General features: G+C 46.6%; 15 protein-coding genes and 2 rRNA genes. 13 read left to right on the top strand and 4 right to left on the bottom strand.

Annotation, left to right across the window (positions count from 1 at the left end; genetic code table 11):
* Positions 1–77: 77 nt before the first annotated feature.
* The 9 genes from F453_RS0107650 (at position 78) to F453_RS0107605 (ending at position 11,481) form a co-directional block, all read left to right on the top strand.
* Entirely contained in the window at positions 78–587 is a 510-nt protein-coding gene (locus F453_RS0107650) for a nitroreductase family protein (protein WP_025789945.1), read from the top strand.
* Between the two features lie 547 nt (positions 588–1,134).
* Positions 1,135–2,202: a 3-phosphoserine/phosphohydroxythreonine transaminase gene (gene serC, locus F453_RS0107640; protein ID WP_009235001.1), complete on the top strand. Its 1,068-nt coding sequence runs from the start codon at positions 1,135–1,137 to the stop codon at positions 2,200–2,202.
* 101 nt (positions 2,203–2,303) lie between these two features.
* A complete protein-coding gene (locus tag F453_RS0107635; RefSeq protein ID WP_009235000.1) occupies positions 2,304–3,221 on the top strand; it encodes an NAD(P)-dependent oxidoreductase in 918 nt (305 codons plus the stop codon).
* Between the two features lie 10 nt (positions 3,222–3,231).
* Complete coding sequence (locus tag F453_RS0107630) at positions 3,232–4,485, top strand: DUF1015 domain-containing protein (RefSeq protein ID WP_018967487.1); 1,254 nt, start codon at positions 3,232–3,234, stop codon at positions 4,483–4,485.
* Positions 4,486–4,928: 443 nt separating this feature from the next.
* On the top strand, positions 4,929–5,513 hold the full coding sequence (locus tag F453_RS0107625) for an IMPACT family protein (RefSeq protein ID WP_025789944.1): 585 nt from the start codon (positions 4,929–4,931) through the stop codon (positions 5,511–5,513).
* A 172-nt stretch (positions 5,514–5,685) separates the two neighbouring features.
* On the top strand, positions 5,686–7,197 hold the full coding sequence (locus tag F453_RS0107620; RefSeq protein ID WP_025789943.1) for a glycoside hydrolase family 10-like protein: 1,512 nt from the start codon (positions 5,686–5,688) through the stop codon (positions 7,195–7,197).
* A 475-nt stretch (positions 7,198–7,672) separates the two neighbouring features.
* Complete coding sequence (locus F453_RS0107615) at positions 7,673–8,968, top strand: Gfo/Idh/MocA family protein (RefSeq protein WP_018967484.1); 1,296 nt, start codon at positions 7,673–7,675, stop codon at positions 8,966–8,968.
* A 642-nt stretch (positions 8,969–9,610) separates the two neighbouring features.
* On the top strand, positions 9,611–9,820 hold the full coding sequence (locus F453_RS0107610; protein WP_009234994.1) for a hypothetical protein: 210 nt from the start codon (positions 9,611–9,613) through the stop codon (positions 9,818–9,820).
* A gap of 50 nt (positions 9,821–9,870) precedes the next feature.
* The gene (locus F453_RS0107605) at positions 9,871–11,481 is read left to right on the top strand and encodes a hypothetical protein (protein ID WP_025789942.1); all 1,611 of its coding nucleotides are present in this window, start codon (positions 9,871–9,873) and stop codon (positions 11,479–11,481) included.
* Between the two features lie 138 nt (positions 11,482–11,619).
* On the opposite strand, the gene F453_RS0107600 is transcribed toward F453_RS0107605, so the two are convergent.
* Both F453_RS0107600 and F453_RS0107595 read right to left on the bottom strand, forming a co-directional pair.
* Positions 11,620–12,636, bottom strand: coding sequence for a glycosyltransferase family 2 protein (locus tag F453_RS0107600; protein ID WP_018967482.1), 1,017 nt, complete (start codon positions 12,634–12,636; stop codon positions 11,620–11,622).
* 29 nt (positions 12,637–12,665) lie between these two features.
* A complete protein-coding gene (locus F453_RS0107595) occupies positions 12,666–14,117 on the bottom strand; it encodes an oligosaccharide flippase family protein (protein WP_018967481.1) in 1,452 nt (483 codons plus the stop codon).
* A gap of 331 nt (positions 14,118–14,448) precedes the next feature.
* Here F453_RS0107595 and F453_RS0107590 point away from each other — a divergent pair, with 331 nt between their 5' ends.
* Genes F453_RS0107590 through F453_RS0107575 form a run of 4 tightly spaced genes read left to right on the top strand, consistent with a single transcriptional unit; the run spans position 14,449 to position 19,428 of the window.
* Positions 14,449–15,396 (top strand): glycosyltransferase family 2 protein, encoded by a 948-nt coding sequence (locus tag F453_RS0107590; RefSeq protein WP_018967480.1) that lies wholly within the window; start codon positions 14,449–14,451, stop codon positions 15,394–15,396.
* Positions 15,393–16,334, top strand: coding sequence for a glycosyltransferase family 2 protein (locus F453_RS0107585; RefSeq protein ID WP_018967479.1), 942 nt, complete (start codon positions 15,393–15,395; stop codon positions 16,332–16,334). The genes F453_RS0107590 and F453_RS0107585 overlap by 4 nt, the downstream gene beginning before the upstream one ends.
* Positions 16,331–17,449 carry a glycosyltransferase family protein gene (locus F453_RS0107580; RefSeq protein ID WP_018967478.1) on the top strand — a complete coding sequence of 373 codons (1,119 nt, stop codon included), beginning with the start codon at positions 16,331–16,333 and terminating at the stop codon, positions 17,447–17,449. Before F453_RS0107585 ends, F453_RS0107580 begins: the two co-directional genes overlap by 4 nt.
* A 53-nt stretch (positions 17,450–17,502) precedes the next feature.
* Positions 17,503–19,428 carry a hypothetical protein gene (locus tag F453_RS0107575; protein ID WP_018967477.1) on the top strand — a complete coding sequence of 642 codons (1,926 nt, stop codon included), beginning with the start codon at positions 17,503–17,505 and terminating at the stop codon, positions 19,426–19,428.
* Between the two features lie 862 nt (positions 19,429–20,290).
* On the opposite strand, the gene rrf is transcribed toward F453_RS0107575, so the two are convergent.
* Both rrf and F453_RS0107555 read right to left on the bottom strand, forming a co-directional pair.
* Positions 20,291–20,403 (bottom strand): 5S ribosomal RNA (gene rrf / locus F453_RS0107560).
* A gap of 109 nt (positions 20,404–20,512) precedes the next feature.
* Positions 20,513–20,885 (bottom strand): 23S ribosomal RNA (locus F453_RS0107555); the annotation flags it as partial.

Genomic DNA, 20,885 nt, shown 5'->3' with positions numbered 1-20,885 from the left:
AAACTGCACTTCATTTCGCGAAAGAATGCTAACTTTGTCCCTGCACAACATGTTGAACCCCTAAAATAACTATGCAAATGGACTTTCTGAATTTGGCAAAAGAACGCTTTTCTGCACGCGCTTTCAGTGCGCAGGCTGTGGAAGAAGACAAGGTGAACTATCTTTTGGAGTGCGCCCAACGTGCCCCATCGGCCTGCAACAAGCAGCCATGGCACTTCGTTGTGGCTCAAACGGAGGAGGCGCGCCAGAAGGTACAGCTATGCTATAACCGTGAATGGATGAGGCAAGCACCCTTATACATTATTATATATGCAGCCAACGACAAGGCATGGGTACGCGAAGAAGACGGCAAGAGCCATGCCGACATCGACGCAGCTATCGCCATCGAGCATCTATGTTTGGCCGCAACGGCCGTTGGTTTAGGTAGTTGCTGGGTATGTAATTTCGATGTGGCGGCCCTGCAAGCAGCCTTTCCCATAGGTCAGGAGTGGCACCCTGTGGCCATCTTACCCATTGGATATCCAGCAAGTACACCTACAAAGCCATCTCCTCGAAAGGAAATGGACGAAATAGTGTCGCGTTTCTAGCAACTAAGTACTGGGAAAATACAACCTTAGAAATACAAAAAAGCGCGTCAGAAACCCATCCAAAGGGTAACGGACGCGCTTTTTTACAAATTTAAACAGAATGTCAAAAAGACAATTGACATACGCAAACAACAAATTGTCGTTATCGTATAAACCCAAATTCCATTACTTTCTGCCACATATTTTACACTTGCGATTTATTTCATTACAAAACTATCGCGATAAAGAACCCTTGCAAGCGAAAAATATCCCACAAAAAATTTGGCGGGGAAAGCAAAAAAAACTATCTTCGCACCATTAACTACCTGATGACGATTAAAGCGCGTTCTAAAAATTACCTCTAATGGATTTTTGGATTTGAGCTAAGAAGGTCTTGCTTACTTCTTATCGGAGCGTGGCGAGCTATGCAACGAAAAGGAAAAGCAGAAGAAGCCAAGCGAAAACCAAAAGCCATGAAGAGCCTAACAAGAAACAAGGATTTCTACACCAAGAGGTATTGATGGCGCACGCCATAGATTAGTCTATATTACTAAAAACATAAATGAATATGAAGAAGTACAATTTCAATGCCGGCCCCTCAATCCTACCTAGAGAAGTTATCGAGAACACGGCGAAGCAGATTTTAGACTTTAATGGTTCTGGACTTTCCATCATGGAGATTAGCCACAGAGCAAAGGATTTCCAGCCCGTTCTTGACGAGGCTGTTGCCTTAATTAAAGAATTGCTCAGCGTTCCCGAAGGATATTCGGTTATTTTCCTCGGTGGCGGTGCTTCGTTACAGTTCACCCAAGTGCCCTGCAACTTCCTAATTAAGAAAGCTGCATACCTGAATACAGGTGTTTGGGCAAAAAAATCAATGAAAGAGGCTAAGCTATACGGCGACGTTGTAGAAGTGGCTACGTCGGCCGATGCCAATTTCACTTACATCCCAAAGACATTCGACATCCCCACAGATGCCGATTATCTGCACGTTACCACAAACAACACCATCTACGGAACCGAAATCCGTAAGGAAATAGACTCGCCCATACCACTTATTGGCGATATGTCGTCCGATATTTTCAGCCGTCCAGTAGACGTATCGAAGTACGATTGTATCTACGCTGGTGCCCAAAAGAACTTGGCTATGGCTGGTGTTACAGTTATTATTGTGAAAGACGACAAGCTGGGACGCGCTCCAAGACAAATCCCAACCATGCTCGACTACCGCACACATGTGGACAAGGGCTCGATGTTTAACACGCCTCCTGTTGTTCCTATCTATTGCGCACTCGAGACGCTACGCTGGATTAAGAAGTGCGGAGGCGTTGAAGCCATGGACAAGAAGGCCATCGAAAGGGCTAAGATTATCTACGACGAGATTGATCGCAACCGCCTGTTCCGTGGCACAGTGAAAGAAGAAGACCGTTCGCTGATGAACATCTGCTTCGTGATGAACGAAGACTTTGCCGAACTGGAGAAATCTTTCATGGAGTTTGCTACGCAAAAGGGCATGGTGGGCATCAAGGGTCACCGCGACGTTGGCGGCTTCCGCGCAAGCTGTTACAACGCCATGAGCATCGAAGGCGCAGAGGCCTTTGCAGCTTGCATGAAAGAATTCGAAGCTAAACTCTAAGTTTACATATAGATTTTTCGTATTCAATCGGTGGGTCTGTGGTCGCATTCAGACCTAGACCCACCATTATTTATTCATCTAACTTAATAACTGTTTTCCTTATGAAGGTACTTGTTGCTACCGAGAAACCTTTTGCCGCCAATGCGGTGAAGGCCATTAAAGAAGAAATAGAAAAGGCAGGACACGAACTTGTTTTGCTGGAAAAATATACCGAGAAGGCGCAATTGCTCGATGCTGTGAAAGATGTTGAGGCCATGATTGTGCGTTCCGACAATGTTACACCCGACGTAATGGACGCCGCTACCAAGCTCAAGATTATCGTTAGGGCTGGTGCTGGTTACGATTCTATCGACACGGCATACGCCAAAGAGAAGGGTATCATTGTAGAGAACACACCCGGACAAAACGCCAATGCAGTGGCCGAGTTGGTATTGGGCCTGCTCGTTTATGCCGTTAGGGCATTCTTCAATGGCAAATCGGGTTCCGAGCTCATCGGCAAAAAGCTGGGGTTGCTGGCTTTTGGCAACGTTGGTCGCAACGTGGCACGCATCGCCAAAGGTTTCGGCATGGAGGTTTACGCCTACGATGCATTCTGTCCTGCCAACGTTATTGAAGAAGCTGGCGTACACGCCGTGGCTAATCAAGAGGCGTTGTTCGACCAATGCGACATCGTGAGCTTGCATATCCCTGCTACACCCGAAACTAAACAAAGCATCAACTATGCACTAGTGAACCGCTTGCCCAAAGGTGGCATCTTGGTTAACACGGCTCGTAAAGAGGTGATTAACGAGGCCGAACTGCTCAAACTTATGGCCGATCGTGAAGACTTGAAATTCGTTACCGACATCAAACCCGATGCCGATGCCGACTTTGCCAAGCTAGAAGGCAGGTATTTCAGCACGCCTAAGAAGATGGGCGCACAAACGGCAGAGGCCAATTTCAATGCAGGACTGGCTGCAGCCAAGCAAATTAATGCGTACTTCGCTGATGGATGCACCAAGTTCCAAGTAAACAAGTAACACAGACACTATGGCAACGATAAGACCATTTAAAGGTATCCGCCCACCAAAAGAACTGGTTGAGAAGGTGGAATCGCGTCCTTACGACGTGCTTAGCTCTGAAGAGGCTCGCGCAGAAGCTGGAGATAACGAGATGAGCTTGTACCATATCATCAAGCCCGAGATTGATTTCTCTCCCGAAACTTCCGAATACGACCCCAAGGTTTACGAGCAAGCAGCACGCAACTTCAAGAAATTCCAAGATAAGGGATGGCTCGTGCAAGACGAAAAGCCCGCTTATTACATCTACGCACAAACCATGAACGGCAAGACGCAGTATGGTTTGGTGGTGGGTGCTTTCGTTGACGACTACCTGAATGGAACTATCAAGAAGCACGAGTTGACTCGTAAGGATAAGGAAGAAGACCGTATGAAGCACGTTCGTGTGAACGATGCCAACATCGAACCGGTGTTCTTTGCCTACCCAGACAATAAGGTGCTAGACGAACTGATTAACAAATACGTTAAGAACAGCGCACCCGAGTACGACTTTATCGCTCCTATCGACGGTTTCGGACATCAATTTTGGGTTATCGCCGATGCTAACGACATCGACGTTATCACAAAGGAGTTTGCCAAGATGCCTGCCCTTTACATCGCCGATGGACATCATCGTTCGGCCGCAGCAGCATTAGTTGGCGCCGAAAAGGCCAAGAACAACCCCAACCACAAGGGCGACGAGGAGTATAATTACTTCATGGCCGTTTGCTTTCAAGCGTCGCAGCTCACCATTCTAGACTATAACCGCGTGGTGAAAGACCTCAACGGACTTACCTCCGCTCAGTTCTTAGATAAGGTGGCACAGAATTTCGACGTGCAGAAGATGGGCAAAGAAATGTATCATCCCACAGGATTGCACAATTTCTCGCTCTATCTCGATGGCGAATGGTACAGTCTGACGGCCAAGAAAGGTACTTACAACGATGCGGATCCCATTGGCGTGCTCGACGTTGACATATCTAGTCGACTGATTCTCGACGAGATTTTGGGCATCAAAGACCTTCGCACCGACAAGCGTATCGACTTCGTGGGCGGCATTCGTGGCCTAAACGAGTTGAAAGAACGTGTAGACAGCGGCGAAATGAAGATGGCTCTGGCTCTCTATCCCGTGTCGATGAAACAGATAATGGACATCGCCGACAGCGGAAAGATTATGCCACCGAAGGCCACTTGGTTCGAACCAAAACTGCGTTCGGGACTTGTAATTCACAAGCTGAGCGACTAATAACACCCTCACATCAAAGCCGTCGGGCATGCTTTTGGAGTGCGCTATCATGCGTAGAAAGCTGCCCGCGGCTTGTTTTTTGTTTAAGGAAATGGAAGAAGAGTGAAAAGAAGAAAGGGTGAAAAGGTGAAAAGATGGCTAGACTAAACCATATCAACACACGTCCCTACCCCACATTCCCCTAAATCAATAGCCCTAAAATTCCAAAACATACTGATTAACTCCTTAATCACGCAAATCCCCTAACCCCAAGTGTACGCCTTTACTACTTAAACCTTTTACCTCCTTATTCTTAAAACACACAGTTTTACTACTTTATTTCTTTACTCCTTAACTTCTCAAACAAATCTATCTATTTCCTTCGCCTTATCGTTCTTTTTGTGTTAACTTTGCAAGGCGTCCCTATTTTTCCGCATGGGGCACACCTATTATATATGCACGAGATGAACGACGAATACAAAACCATCGACGACATTGGGCAAGGTGTTTACACAGAGAAACGAAGTAAGTTTCTTGCTTACGCTCATCCTGTGAACTCGATTGAGCAAATAAAAGACCTGCTGGCCAACTATCGCAAGCAACATTACGATGCGCGGCACGTCTGTTACGCCTATATGCTAGGGCCTGAACGGCAAGATTTCAGAGCCAACGACGACGGCGAGCCCAGCAGCACTGCAGGTAAGCCCATACTCGGACAGATAAACAGCCACGAACTAACCAACATCCTCGTGGTGGTGGTGCGCTATTATGGAGGTGTAAACTTGGGAACTGGCGGACTTATCGTGGCCTATCGCACGGCCGCAGCCCTAGCTATCGACAACGTCCCAATGGTAAGTAGACTGGTAGAAGAAACCGTTTCGTTCGCCTTCCCCTATGTGATGATGAACAGCGTGATGCGTGTGGTGAAAGAATCTGAAGCCAAAATTCTCGCCACCAACTTCGAAAACACCTGCGAGATAAAACTAAGCATCGTACGTTCGAAAGCCGAAGAACTGCTAAACAGACTTAACAAGCTGTCGTTTGGATAAAGGTATTCTGCACAGAATTATTGCCAACAATTGGCATGGGTTAACATCCTTACGCAAGAGGGGACAGAGTAAGCACTGCTGCCACTTTGCCAACAAAAACCATAATATTATATCCCCAATGGCGGTTTATACGTATATTTTGACTAATTTTGCACGAAAACATTAATAGGAAATGAAAAGACTAATGATGATAGCCACACTTTTGGCTACCATGTTGCTAGCAGGCGCGCCTCAACTTAGTGCCGCCTCGCTCCACAGCAAACGCGAATTCAGGGGAGCATGGATACAAACGGTGAACGGACAGTTTTCAGGAATGAGCACCGCAGCCATGCAACAAACACTCAGACAGCAACTCGACGAACTGCAACGCGATGGAGTTAACGCCATCATCTTTCAAGTTCGGCCCGAGTGCGATGCGCTTTACGAAAGCAAGATCGAGCCATGGAGCCGTTTCCTAACGGGCGTTCAAGGGAAAGCACCCATGCCCTATTGGGACCCACTCAAATGGATGATCAACCAATGTCATCGCCGTGGCATGGAGCTTCATGCCTGGATAAACCCCTACCGTGCAAAAACGGCAGGCACAACGGCCTTGGCACGCAACCACGTAGCATCGCTATACCCCAATAGGGTGTTCTCCTATAACGGCCAACTGATACTCAACCCGGGCCTGCCCGAGAACCGCGAGTACATCTGTCGCGTGGTAGACGACATCGTTTCGCGCTACGACGTCGACGGAATACACATCGACGACTATTTCTACCCTTACCCTGCCGCTGGCCAAACCATAGCCGACGACAAGGAGTTCATGCGTTATAACGGCGGAATAGCCAACAAAAACGATTGGCGAAGAAACAATGTGAACGCCTTTGTTCAACGCTTGGGTCAAACCATCAAAGACCGCAAGCCCTGGGTGAAGTTTGGTGTGTCGCCGTTTGGCATCTATCGCAACAAGAAATCAGATCCCATTAACGGTAGCGCAACAAGCGGATTGCAAAACTACGACGACCTTTATGCCGACGTTCTGCTATGGGTGAACAACGGATGGGTAGACTATTGCGTACCACAACTATACTGGAAGATTGGTCATCCTAGTGCCGATTACCAAACACTTGCCATCTGGTGGAACAAGTATGCGGGCAATCGTCCGCTCTATATCGGCGAAAGCGTTGAGCGAACCGTTAAAGAGCCAGATCTTAACAACCCTAAAACCAACCAGATGGAAGCGAAGTTCAAGCTTCGCCGAATGCTACCCAACGTGCAAGGAGCCGTTCTATGGTATGCCAAAGCTGTGGCCGACAACATGGGCAACTATGGTTCCACCCTACGAAACTATTATTGGAAGACGCCTGCCCTACAACCCCTCATGCCGTTTATCGATCACAAACGCCCTAAAAAGCCAAGACATCTTGAAGCTGTGTGGACTAGCGACGGCCTTGTTCTTTTCTGGGAAGAGCCCAAAGGTAAGAAATGGGGCGATTTTGCACAAAAATATGTGGTGTACCGATTTGCCATGGGAGAAGATGTTGACATCGACAACCCTGCCAAAATCGTAGCCGTCACACACGACAAGTGGATTAAACTGCCTTACGACAAGGGGCAAGTAAGATATAGATATGTGGTTACGGCACTCGACAGAATGAGCAACGAGAGTCGAAAGGCCAGAAAGAAAGTGTGGCTGTAAGGCGCAATTGGTGTAAGTATGCCCACCCATCGCCTGTTATTTGGATAGCATCATCTTGCTGCCAACTGGCAAAATAGCCCCATTCTCCTAGTGCTTCTAGTTTTCTTCGTTAAACTTAGCTCACTAGTAGCATCTATCCCAACCACCGCATACAAAGTTATCTGCGGGCCATATAACCTCCCTTCAATGGTGCAAAGCCATCATAGGGAGTTTATATGACCCGCATTATTTTTCTACTTCATCTTATTTTGCTTTTGATACCCTTACTATATGTCAATACTAAAGCGCTTAACAAGTTGACAAGTTAACTGGTTAACAGCCTTTATAGGCGAAGCATTTTTTCACCCTTTCATTTCTTTCACCTTTTCACTTTTTCACTCTTTCACCCTTTCACTCTTTCACCTTTTCACCCTTTCACCTTCCCATTATCCCCATTTTTTAGGTAAATTTGCAGTGGATTAAAAATATGACAACAATGGAAACGATATCTGCGGCACAGCCGTTAGAAACCTTTGTACCCACGCGTGCTGTTGGGCAGCGTGATGTTTTGTCTTTGGCTCTCGCACCTATGCCCCACCTACAAGTGGCATTTGTTGGCGTGGGTGCGCGTGGACAAATGGCCGTTACACGTTGGTGTCATATCCCTGGCGTAGAAATTACTGCCGTGTGCGACGCGTCTAGACAGGTAGCAGAAGAGGCAGCGCAACACGTTGAACAGCTGGGTAAACCTCGTCCAACAGTGTATTGGGGTGAAAACGCTTATCGTCAGCTATGCCAGCAACAAAGACTGAACCTCGTGTACGTGTGCACCGATTGGCTTTCGCACGTGCCGATAGCCCTTCATGCCATGCAACGCGGCAAATGTGTTGCCGTGGAAGTGCCTGCCGCCCTTACGCTCGAGGATATTTGGCAATTGGTAGACACGGCCGAACGCACACAACAACACTGCATGATGCTTGAAAATGCGGTGTACGATCACTTTGAAATGGCCGTGCACGAGATGGTTCGAGAGGGACTATTCGGCGAGATAGTGCATGTTGAAGGTGGTTATGCACATCCCATTGGCAACCGTTGGACACCTTGGCGAATAGAATACAATCGGCTTACTTGTGGCGACGTTTATCCCACCCACAGCATTGGGCCTGCCTGCCAGTTGCTAGGCATCCACCGAACCGATCGTTTACACTATCTCACCGCCATGCACACCGCCCCCTTTGTAGGTAAGGAGATGTATCAAGAGGTAATGGGGAAGCCCTGCAACAGCTTTGCCAACGGCGACCAAACCTCTACAATGATACGCACCATGAAGGGCAAAACCATCCTTATCCAGCACAACGTGATGACGCCACGACCATATAACCGTATGTTTCAAGTGGTTGGCACGCAGGGATATGTCGCAAAATATCCTATACCCGAAGTGCTGTTGAGTTCCGCTTCGGCTGCTAAAGTCGGCGTTGAAACCAACATCGACAACATGCCATTGCCCACATCGCAACTAGAAAAGCTACTCAGCCACTACGCCCCACCCTTCTCACACGAAACAATCGACTTGGCCAAACAACTCGATTCGCGCGGCGGCATGTCTTATTTTATGGATTTACGTTTAGCCCAATGTCTGCAACAAGGTTTGCCACTAGACATGGACGTGTACGACTTAGCCGAGTGGTGTTGCATTGCCGAACTCTCAAAACGTTCCATCGAACATGGGTCGATGCCCGTAATGATACCCGATTTCACACGCCGTGAAGTCTTGCAGCAAACTAACGAGTGAGGTTTCTCCTTGTTCTTAAGTGCGCTTCATTCTATTTCAACCCAACCAATCTCACCCACTACGTCCCTAAACGACATACATCTTTAATGCGAAAGAGAAGGAGAATACTAAAAATATGATGAGACAGTGGTATATCAGAGTAAGTATCTATTGACAGCAGAGAAGGCTATTGGGCATTTGAAATACGCATAAATTTGAGAAACACTTTGTATATTTATCAAAAAATACGCTATTTAATCAGCCTTTTTCTTGTCAGTTAAATAAATTTATATTATCTTTGCACTCGAGTGCAGCTATCAGTAAGTGACTAGGTTAGAGAGATGTTACCATCCAGCGTATTATTCTACTAAATAAATGAATATGCAGAATACTGGATAATAACGATTATCCAGCAAATGCGGTTGGACTGTTTGGTAAATATTAATAATTTACCAATCTTTCTCACGTAAACGCATCGACGTTTACTTTCCACAAATCCTTATCCTAAGTGTAAGCTAGGGTTTAATAACCATAAGAAGCAAAAGGGGTTCCACGAATTCCTATTGCAACCTTATTGTGTTACATTAGCAAGCATATTGCAAGTAAGATCAGACGAGGGATAACAATATTTCGTCCAACAAATAAACATATCACAAAGAAAATATGAACAAACAAAAAGTTACAAAGAGAGTATATCTCACTCCATTTATTGAAGTGTGTAACATGAACAATGAGAGTCCATTATTAGCAAATTCACCTGTTACAGGTGGTCATAATGATGCAGTAGACGATGAGACACTGAATGCCAAAGAATTCAACTTCGATGATGACTATGGTATTTGGCAAGACAGTAATGAACAACAGGAAGACTAAAGACAAATCATAAATTACGCAACGTAAACAACAAACAAGAGAAAAAGCAAATGAGGAAAATACAATTCGGGAAGATGAGAACCCTTGCTCTTACAGCTCTCGTGCTGTTCATGGTAGGTTGTGCCAATGATGAAACAGCGCAGGATAACACGGCAAAACAACTTGACACCAATGGGTTGACAGAGTTTGCAGTAGTTTATAACAGCACCAAAGCGTTGAGCAACACACGCACTGCTGGTGAATATACCGGTTCAGGCATTAAGTTTTACTGGACTTCTAACGACCGACTATGGATCAACAACAAAGCAGTAACACCCTCATTGAAAGAAAGCCACCGTTCTAGCATTCCTACCACAGGTGGTAAGGAAACCGATGCCAAGTTCTATTTTGCAGGCGTATATTCTGCCGCAACCTACCCTGTACGCTACACAGGAAACGGAAACACTTCTGGCAACAAAGTTACTATCAAAGCTAATCAAGCACAACAAGCGCCCAATGACGGAGCGCATATCGGCACAGACGGTGACTGCGGTACGGCCGAAGCAAAGCGTCAAACCGACGGTTCGTACAGATTCACACTTGATCACAAGGCTTCATACCTCACCTTTATACCCTATTATAGCATTGGCTTTACAACCGATGTGAAGGTAACTCAAATCAGGGTAAAAGCCGATCAAGTTATTGCTGCAACATACGACTTTGACGACACAGGCATTAAAACAACCACTGCGACCTCGCCTTCTAAATGTATTACACTTACACTTAAGGGTGGTGGTACTAATGGCTTCAATATCCCAACGGCACAAAACCTTACAGAAAATGCCGCCATCATGGTTATTGCACCTGGTAAGTACACCAACTTTACTGTAGAGTACATCCTCTACGACCAAGTAACTAATGTAACTGCCTCCGTGTACAAGAACTATGGAACTGTAACTTGCCAGCCAGGAAGAAATAAGAAAATAGCAACAGACTTAGATGTTATAAACCGTGGAGATAAACTCTATATGTGGGATGCGCATAAAGATTACTGGTGGGGGCATGAGAACGAGCAACCAGTTGTTAACGGAGTAACTAATCCAAATTTCCCTAAGAGCAAGACAAGCGACCCTGATCGATGGTATTACGACGTCGAAGCACCAACTGGACATGCAGTAGTAGCTGGAGGCCATGCTGCTTTCTGCCCTAACGTAAACGAAATGCTATGGTTTATCTTCAAAGGTAACCCGCATTGGGATGGCAATAAGCCCTTCTCATTTGCCAAACATCTATACAAAGGTGGTATGTGGTTCAAGAAGAAGCGCGTTATCTTGCTGGAAAACAGCCTGAACGATGCCACTATGAGAGATAAATTCGATGGTACGGATTATCGCCCCGTTGGTAAAGATTGGCCTCGCGTTAACAATAGTATTGCAAGTGGCACGCCTGCCAATACTGATGATTATTTCTTCTTGCCCGCAATCAACTTCTTCTTCAATGGTAAATTCGATGGTAGCGGGAAGATGGGAGAGTATGGAGACTACTGGACTTCATCTGCTTCAAACGTGAATAATAGCAACGAAAATGCTTTCAACCTAGCTTTTGGAGGAGGTTCAGCAGGTATATATAACAGTCTGCGCAGGAAAGGCGCTATGACCATCAAGCTTAAAGACTTTAATTAAACTTAGATAAGAGAATGAGGCGGAAAACTTAATCGTTTTCCGCCTCTTCTTTTACAACCCAATGCACAAACCTTTCTATCTACAAAACATACCAGCCTCAGCTTTCATCCATACGCAGGTTTGATGATTTGTGGATGCTCACTTCTTACCTTGCCTTAATCTATCACGCATTGCCCTAACGAAGAAATACAATTCTGCCTGCATTCTAAACGCCAACCACGAAAAGCGGAGGGGCATATACCCAAACTTTCGCGTTTCTTTGTCACTTAGCAAAGACAGGTCGATGTCTTGCCAAGCCTCCTTCAAACGTTTTATCACCATCCGGCGATCTGCCCTAGACAATTGCCTACGCGTTTTGTAATACTCAAAATACAAGTCAATAACAGTTAGCCAGCGCATTTCTTCAAATCGTGAGCAAAGAAAGTGCGTGTCAGTATGACTCTGCAAAAATTGTTTCAAGCTTTTATAAGCGTCCAAACGATAGTACTTATTCAGGTTTGGCGCATGCGTTGCCGACTCAGTATGTTGTCGATAGAAATACTTTCCCGCACATTGCGCCACCTCTCGCGATGCCCAATAATGCACGCGCGTGGTATTTTCGTCACTATACACAGGACTGCTCTCGTCGTAGGGATATTGAAGATGTATCGCACGCCTGATCATATAAAGGCCATGAATGCGCCAATCAAGACTCAATTCGCAAGCCCGCAGTCCGCTTATACGACTAAACGCCATCGAGTTATACCGCCGTTGACGCGTGTATGTGCCCTGAACGTCGTCGCGTTCGGCAATAATAAAATCGAAAAGCACGCAATCCACCGCTGGTTCATTGTCGAGCACCTCGGCAGAAAGCTGCAAAGCATCGTCCGAGAGCCAATCATCCGAATCCACCATACACACATATTCGCCCGTAGACATGCCCAAAGCCACGTTGCGCGTGTGCGATATACCTGAGTTTTTAGCCAATGTCGCCACCTTCAAGCGGCTGTCCTTCGCGGCATATTCGTTTAGCAACGATAGCGAATTATCGGTCGAGGCATCGTCTACGCATACTATTTCAATGTCTTTGAGACTCTGATTTAGCAACGAGTCGAGGCACGCTTGCAGGTATTTTTCCGCATTATACACGGCAACCAGCACAGAAACTTTGGGCATCTTCTTTATATCTCTAAGTTGATAATATCTTAACGTTTTGTTTTCTTTCGCAATGCACTAACCGATAAGTACGAACTAATACCTACCAGCATAAGGCCGACGAGGCAATATATCGGCAGGTTGTACACAAAGGTTGTGGCGTAGGCCAAGGCAAGCCATGGCAGTTGCAGTCCGATGTTACGGAAAACGCTGCGGCGCATTCGATAGCCAAACTTCTTTTGCACCACGCACGCCACCAAAACAAGATTAAGCCCCCCCATTGCCGATAGACACAAGCCCACGCCCCACAACCCGCCTAAGTGCATTCCGCCGATAACGGCAGCCACAAAAGCCAAGTCGTAGGCCACTTCTAGTAGCAGGTAGGTTCGCGAATCGCCCTTTGCCAGCGCGATATACTCTAACGGAAGACTTATCGCACGAAAGAAAATGTTGAAGCTAAGCACCTGCACCATGGCCACTACGCCTGCAAAGGCACTGCTATACAACAACGGAACGAGAACGGGCAACGCCAAAACGAATACCACCAACAGCGGCCCCACAATAAGCAAGCCTACCTCTATTTGGCGATTTACAAGCACATTCATGGTAAATTGTAGCCTGTTAACGGCCGAAATGCGTGGGAAGAAGTCGGCCTCTAACGCCGAAAACAGCGTGGAAGCATACACCACCGAAAGCATATAACCTGCATTATACAGGCCAACGGTTTCGATTGAAGCAGTGCTATTGAGAAAGCTACGAATAAAAAGGTCGGCCCCGTTGCCCAATATGCCTGCTAATGTAAAAGCCAGGCCTAGTTTTATCATCACGCCGCCCGAACGAACATGCTGCCTGTTCCAACTTAATCGCAGCGGAAAAGTCCTGAACGAACAAACCACCGTTACGCACATCTGCACTAAGGCAGCGACAATGAGCGATGGAACAATGGCGGCTTCGCGATAGATATAATACAAGGGGATGGTTATCAAGATGGTGAGCACCAATCCTGCAACGGTTAGTTGGGCGAGGCTACGTAGCCTTCGTGCGCCTTTCAATATGGCCATTTCACCCACGGTGATACACGAAAGGGCCACAATGGGCGACAGAAGCATGAAATCGACAGTGTGGACGCTATCCGAAAACGTAATTTGACTGAGCCAGGCACTAAGCGCCAAGCACAGCGACATGCCTAAAAAGCCTGCGAAAAACGCCCAAAAGCGAAGTGTAGCGACAGCAGACTCTAGGCGCTGACCATCGTTTGCCTCGTAAGCCTCCGAAACATTGCGCACCCCACTAACGCCCAATCCCATGTTAGACGTATTGGTAAGCAAGGTTATGGCCGAGTTGAACAGGGAGATGATGCCCACACCAGCAGGTCCTATAAGCACTGCAACCAACTTGTTACGAATAATCCCCAAGCCGATTATCACGCCTTGAACGCTGCCAAACACACCCATATATTTCAGTATGTGTGCATAGCCGTTTGTCTTTTCCTGTTGTTTCATTCTTATTATAGTAAAAAAAGAATTAGTTTTAAACGTTCGTCTGCCAACTGTTTTCTCTGCAACGCAACAGTACAAAAGCCTTTGTAGTGTCCGTACAAGCCTTTTGTAGTCACACTACAAGTCGTTTGTAGTCACGCTACAAGCCGTTTGTAGTGTCTGTACAAGTGCTTTGTAGCCCCACTACAAAGGCTTTTGTACTGACACATACCTACGCATACGTACAGCTTCGTAGCTTAAAGGCGGTTGTTTACAAAACCTAATCTTTTTTACTATAACAACGAAAAATTTTGGTCATTATTGCTTTTTAATGTAACTTTGTAAATAAAACATCATGCTAATAAGTGTTGTCATACCTGTATATAACATGCAGCACACACTCGACCGATGCGTAGAGAGCGTGCTGAAACAGACGTTTGACAACCTTGAAGTGTTGCTTGTTGACGATGGTTCTACCGATGGCAGCGCGCAAAAGTGTGACTCGTGGGCCGAAACCGACAGCAGAATAACCGTGGTGCACCAACCCAATGGCGGACTGAGCAAGGCTCGCAACACAGGCATAGCCCATGCCAAGGGCGATTTTCTAGCTTTTGTAGATGCCGACGATGCTATCGCAACAGACACGTTGCAGGCTGCCATGGATGCTTTTGAGCAACATCCGCAATGCAACATTGTGGAGTTTCCCGTGCTGATTGGGTGGCTTTCGGAACACGAACGTCTGCTAACCTTCAACCCCCAAGAGCACCATGCACCCGCCCTTTATTGGTATGAAGAACAAGGATACCTGCACGCGTATGCCTGGAATAAGCTGTGGCGTGCCAATCTCTTTGAAAGCGTACGATTTCCAGAGGGTAAGGTGTTCGAAGACCTTATCACCACGGCTCGTCTTTTGGCCAAGTCGGGCAACATCCTTACCATCAATCAAGGTGCATACCACTATTGGCTGAATCCCGAAGGCATCACCCAAAAGGCCAGTGCCTACGAATTGGCCCAACTGCTGGTATGGAACTTGCGGGTGAGAAAAAGCATCATCCCCCCCAACGGATGCACAAGCGAGGCCGAAGCGCGTTTTCACCTGCATCTACTGAACATGCAAATTGACCTTTATCGCAAAGGCGACACCACCATCAGGTTGGCTCGTCATCCGCTAAGTTGGCGCTTTATGCTAAAAGCACCCATGCCTTTTGCCACGCGTGCCAAAGCCATTTGGGCCGAGGTGTTAGGCATTAAGAGCCTTTGCCAAATACATCTATTGTTACACCGATTCATGAAAACAAGATGATTAGTTTTATCATTCCCTATCACAACGAACCTTTAAGCATGCTTAGGCAATGCCTAGATAGCGTTTTGTCACTGTCGTTGAGTAAAGATGAGCGAGAGATTATCGTCGTTGACGATGGTTCGAGCCATTCGCCCATCAACGATTTGCGTGATATTCATGACAGTATTATCTACGTTCGCCAAAAGAATGGAGGCCTAAGTCGTGCCAGAAACACAGGATTGAAACTTGCTTCGGGCGAATATGTGCAGTTTATCGATGCCGACGACTATCTGCTGCGGGCACCATACGAGCATTGCCTAGACATCATGCGCTATCAAGAACCCGATGTGGTGATGTTCAACCAAACCCAAAGCAATCCTAAAAACGTTCCCACACACTATGAAGGACCGATAGACGGAACGCGTTATATGCGCCATAACAACTTGCACGCTGCGGCATGGGGCTACCTGTTTAAACGCCAGCTAGCGGGATCGTTGCGTTTTCGCGAAGGCATTTTCCACGAAGACGAGGAGTTTACGCCACAGTTGTTGCTACGTGCCGAACGCGTATTTATCACCAACGCCCATGCCTATTTTTACCGAAAACGCGAGGGGTCGATCACACAACGGAACGACACAAAGAGCATTGCCAAGCGGTTAAGCGATCTAGAAAACATCATTTTGCAACTTAAGAAGATGGCGGCAACGGGACCCACGGCCAATAGAGATGCGTTGCAAAGGCGCGTGGCACAACTAACGATGGATTACATATACAAGATTATCGTTGAAACGCGGTCGCCTAGACATCTGGAAAAATGTGTGGCACGACTGCACCGCAATGGTCTGTTCCCGCTTCCTGATAAACCTTACAGTCAGAAATACCAATGGTTCAGACGTCTTACCAACTTCAAGGCTGGCAGGCGCATACTATGTAGGGTGTTACCAAAGGCTGCTTCATGAAGATTTTACTGCTAGGCGAATACAGCAACGTACATAACACCCTGGCCGAGGGGCTTCGGCAGCTGGGACATCAAGTTACGGTAGCCTCTAATGGCGACTTCTGGAAGAACTATCCACGCGACATCGACTTGCAACGAACTGCAAGCTTGTGGGGCAAAATAAGCTTTGCCTTTCGGCTTTTACGGGCCTTGCCCAAACTGCGAGGCTATGATGTGGTGCAGCTTATCAATCCGCTGTTTATAGAAATAAAGGCCGAAAGACTGTTTGCACTTTATCGTTATCTGCGCAAACACAACAAACGGGTGTATCTCTGCGCATTTGGCATGGACTATTATTGGGTGAACGAATGTCAAACCCGCAAGCCTTTACGATATAGCGACTTTAACCTTGGCAACGAACTAAGGCAAAACGCTGATGCCTTAAAAGAAACGGCCGACTGGATTGGCACAAGCAAAGAACGACTAAACAAATACATCGCTCACGATTGCGATGGTATTATCACTGGGCTTTACGAGTATTGGGTGTGTTATCAGCCACTTTTTCCCCATAAAACCGTTTTCATCCCCTTCCCCATTAGGATGCCTTCTCCACCCGCCACCATCTCGCCCGTTGGACAGAAGGTGAAAATTTTCATCGGCATCAATAAGTCGCGACATGCCTATAAGGGTACTGATGTGCTGTTGGCTGCCGCCCTTCGATTGGTGGAAAGGCACGCAGAAGAGGTGGAACTGGTGAAGGCAGAGTCGGTGCCCTTTGCCGAATACCAACAACTGATGGATGGTTGCGACCTCATCTTAGACCAACTATACAGCTATACACCATCTATGAATCCCCTTTTGGCCATGAGCAAGGGTATCGTATGTGTGGGCGGTGGAGAGCCAGAGGGGTATGAACTGCTGAATGAAATGCATTTGCGACCTATAATAAACGTGTTGCCCGACGTTGAAGACGTGTATAGACAACTGGAAGAAGCCATTGCCGACAAGGAAAGGCTGATGCAACGCAAACACGAAAGCGTGGACTATGTGGCCAAACATCACGACTACGTGAAGGTGGCGGAACAGTATGTGGAGCTTTATACCGCAGAACTATCCGACAATGCCCCACCTGAATAAGCACAAACACATCCTTAGCTAACTATATCGCACAATAAAACGACTCTACTACCATGTATATCATCAACAAGCTACTTCTATTTTCTTTTCTCTTCGTTGGCCTAATCGCAAGGGCACAAGGTGTTATTGAAACGTTCGATTATGCCCATCTTACAAGCACTGACAAGGTTGGAGAGCATTGCCAACTAACTTTTTCGGTAGGTTCGGGCAAATCTAACCCCACGTTACTGTCCACATCACATGCCGTATCGTTTTATTTGGGCAACCGACTTACCATCAAGTCGCATTCCAATAAATGTATCACCAAAGTGGTTTTACATGCTGCCGAAAGTGGTCAGTCGTATAACGTTGGCCAATTTGCCTCTTCAACTGGATATTTTAAGCAAGAAGAGCAAGCCTGGATTGGTCAATCGAGGCAAATGGACTTGGTAAACATCAGTCTTGAAGTACTAAAAATCTCTCGTATTGAAGTGCATTTGGCCGACGTTGCACCAAAGCAAATAACTACTATACGTTTTGCAGAATCTGCTTACGACATCTTCGAAGGCGATGCACTACCTTCACCCATACTCGAGGGCGTGAATGCGGCTGACGCAGTTGGTAAGTTGGCGTTCGTATCAGGTAATAAGAATGTTCTGGATTTCGACGCAGACGGGACGAAGGCAATGCCTATTTCTACGGGTGAAACAAAACTTACAGTTATCTATCTGGGGGATGAGCGGCATGCGCCTTGTATGTCGTCGTGCTGGATTAGGTGTTGGAAAGATGTTCGGGAGGTCTCTTCTATCCGTGATTTTAACGTACTAGCCGACGAAATAAACGTAAGCAGGCTAGTTCTGAATGCTGCGGAAGTGGTGCAAGTTACGGCCAACAGTGCTTTCATCAGTGACGGCACAGGCTGTTTGGCACTGCGTTTCTCACATCATCCTGGGCTACAAGCAGGCGATGTGCTAACGGGTACAGTGCTTGGTAGGTTTATCCGCAATTCCTACCCTGCATTGCTAGTGGAGAATAATGCGATTAACCATCTGCAAATCGAACACAAATCGGTTTCATCTCCTCAGGAGGTGGACTGCACAAAGCTTACTTTGGGAAACTGTGTTTATGGCCATCAGGTGAATGTTATTGCAAAGGTGACAAACCACAAAAAGCATAGCGTGCAACTAAAAGTAAACGGGTATGACTTAAAAATAGATGATATTTTGAAAACAAAGCTTGTTTTACCCAAAGAAGATGCTTGCCTTGGGTTAACAGGTTTGTTTTATAGTTATGAGGAGGGAACAATCTTCTTCACTCCGCTAAACCGTTATGGGCTTAGTCGTGAAATGGTGCTTGACGAGTATAAGTCTGAAAATCCAGTTTATTCGACGAGCTCTACTACTGTTGTTGTGAAACGAAAGCTGAAAGCGGGACGATGGAATAGTATTTGTTTGCCTATTGCAATGAATAAGATAGACTTGCAACGGGCTTTCGGCAACCATACGTTGGTGGCTTTCTCAAGTGTTTCGGGAAATAAATTGCTATTTAAATCGGTAGACCGACTTGACACTGGCGTACCATACTTACTAAAAACCAACAATGATATCGCCTCTTGGACGCTGCCGAACGTAAGTATAGATGCTCCGAAAGCTAGCAAGATTACCCATGAAGGTGTGTCGTTTTGTGGAACATACAACGTGAAAGAACTCGTAAGCGATGGCACAGAACAATTTTTACGAGAGAATAAGCTCTTCATTCCAGCTAAAAATAAGCGTGTTATGCCTGGGCTTAGAGCTTACTTCAAATTTCCTTCGGCTGCGGGGGCAAAACAATTTGATTTTGTGATAGACGAAGCAAGCCCAATCGTTTTGCCTAATTTTGAGGAGCATTCGGAGGATGGTGATGTTTGGTTTACACTGGATGGTAAAGCCATTAGCCCACAACACCGCCAACGAGGACACGTATATGTCCGTAGAAATAAGAAATTCATCGTACGATAGATTACCTGATAAGTTTTCATGAAAGATGCTCTACCTATTTCTTTTCTCAAAAAATAGTCCTATGAAAAAGAACAAATATATAGCGCCCACTATGGGTATTGTAAATATTAATGTGGAATTTCTCTGCCAATCTGGCCCTAGCCTTAGTCCTGGGAGTAGTCCTGGTGACGCGTGGGAAGCAGATTCAAAGTCCCTTAATGTGTTAGACTTCGACAATTATGAAGAGATTGATAACTAAACTGGTATTAAAAGAATTTGAAATACGGGCGAAAGTTAGTGTACCACAAAAACGTGTAAGCCCATTATGCACAAGCTAAGCGTTGGAATGATGCAGTAAGCTGTGGAGCATAATTCCTGCACTTATACCTGCAAAAACTAAATTGCTCACAGTGCACTCTAATTAACTGCCAGACGAGCGACACCGCGACTAATCGTAATCCCCAACAAGTAGGTTACCATCAGAGCGACCACATCTATATCCACATAAAGCATTAAAATGTCGATACTAATGTTAGTATCGGATGCTTCCCTGCACCCTATGTGCATCCACACATATCTTTTGCGCTACAAAGCCCCATTGGAATACGCACATACAAATATTTCTTTACAAGCTCGTACGCCACCTTCACCTTAACAATGCTGCTACTAACGAGTTTATGAATTTGTAAACTCACTAATTTATAAGCTTATAAACTCATGAACCTAAAACCTCACCAACTTATAAACTAATGAACTCATAACCTGAGCAACTGATAAACTTATAAACTAATGAACTTATAACCTCACAAGCTCATAAACTCACTACCTCCCAAAACGAACAAGCCCCGAGTGCGAAGCGTCGCGCTCGGGGCTGTCGTATGAAAAAAGGCGGCCACCTACTCTCCCGCATTGCATTGCAGTACCATCGGCGCAGGCGGGCTTAACTTCTCTGTTCGGAATGGGAAGAGGTGGGACACCGCCGCAATAACCACCTGATTGGGGGTTGACTATCGCACAAGCAAGGAAAGAAGAAGTGACGCCTCACGCGGGACTTGCGTCCTGCGGCTCTCCAAGCGGAGGGCCGACGACACGGCTGAGGTGAGGGAGGTAAGAAAGTTTCGGGCGATTAGTAGCGCTCGGCTTTGGCGTCGCCGCCTTTACACCTGCGCCCTATCCACGTCCTCGTCTGGGACGACCCTCATGAGGAGTTCTAATCTTGCGGCCGGCTTCGCACTTAGATGCTTTCAGCGCTTATCCGATCCAGACTCAGATACCCGGCGGTGCACCTGGCGGCACAACCGGTAAACCGGAGGTCTGTCCATCACGGTCCTCTCGTACTAGTGACAGGGCCACGCAAAACTCCAACGCCCACGATAGATAGAGACCGAACTGTCTCACGACGTTCTGAACCCAGCTCGCGTGCCACTTTAATGGGCGAACAGCCCAACCCTTGGGACCTTCTCCAGCCCCAGGATGTG

This window comes from Hoylesella loescheii DSM 19665 = JCM 12249 = ATCC 15930 (assembly GCF_000378085.1).
Lineage (GTDB): Bacteria > Bacteroidota > Bacteroidia > Bacteroidales > Bacteroidaceae > Prevotella > Prevotella loescheii.
Note: the sequence above shows the minus strand (reverse complement) of the source record. Positions and strands in the feature narration are given on the sequence as shown.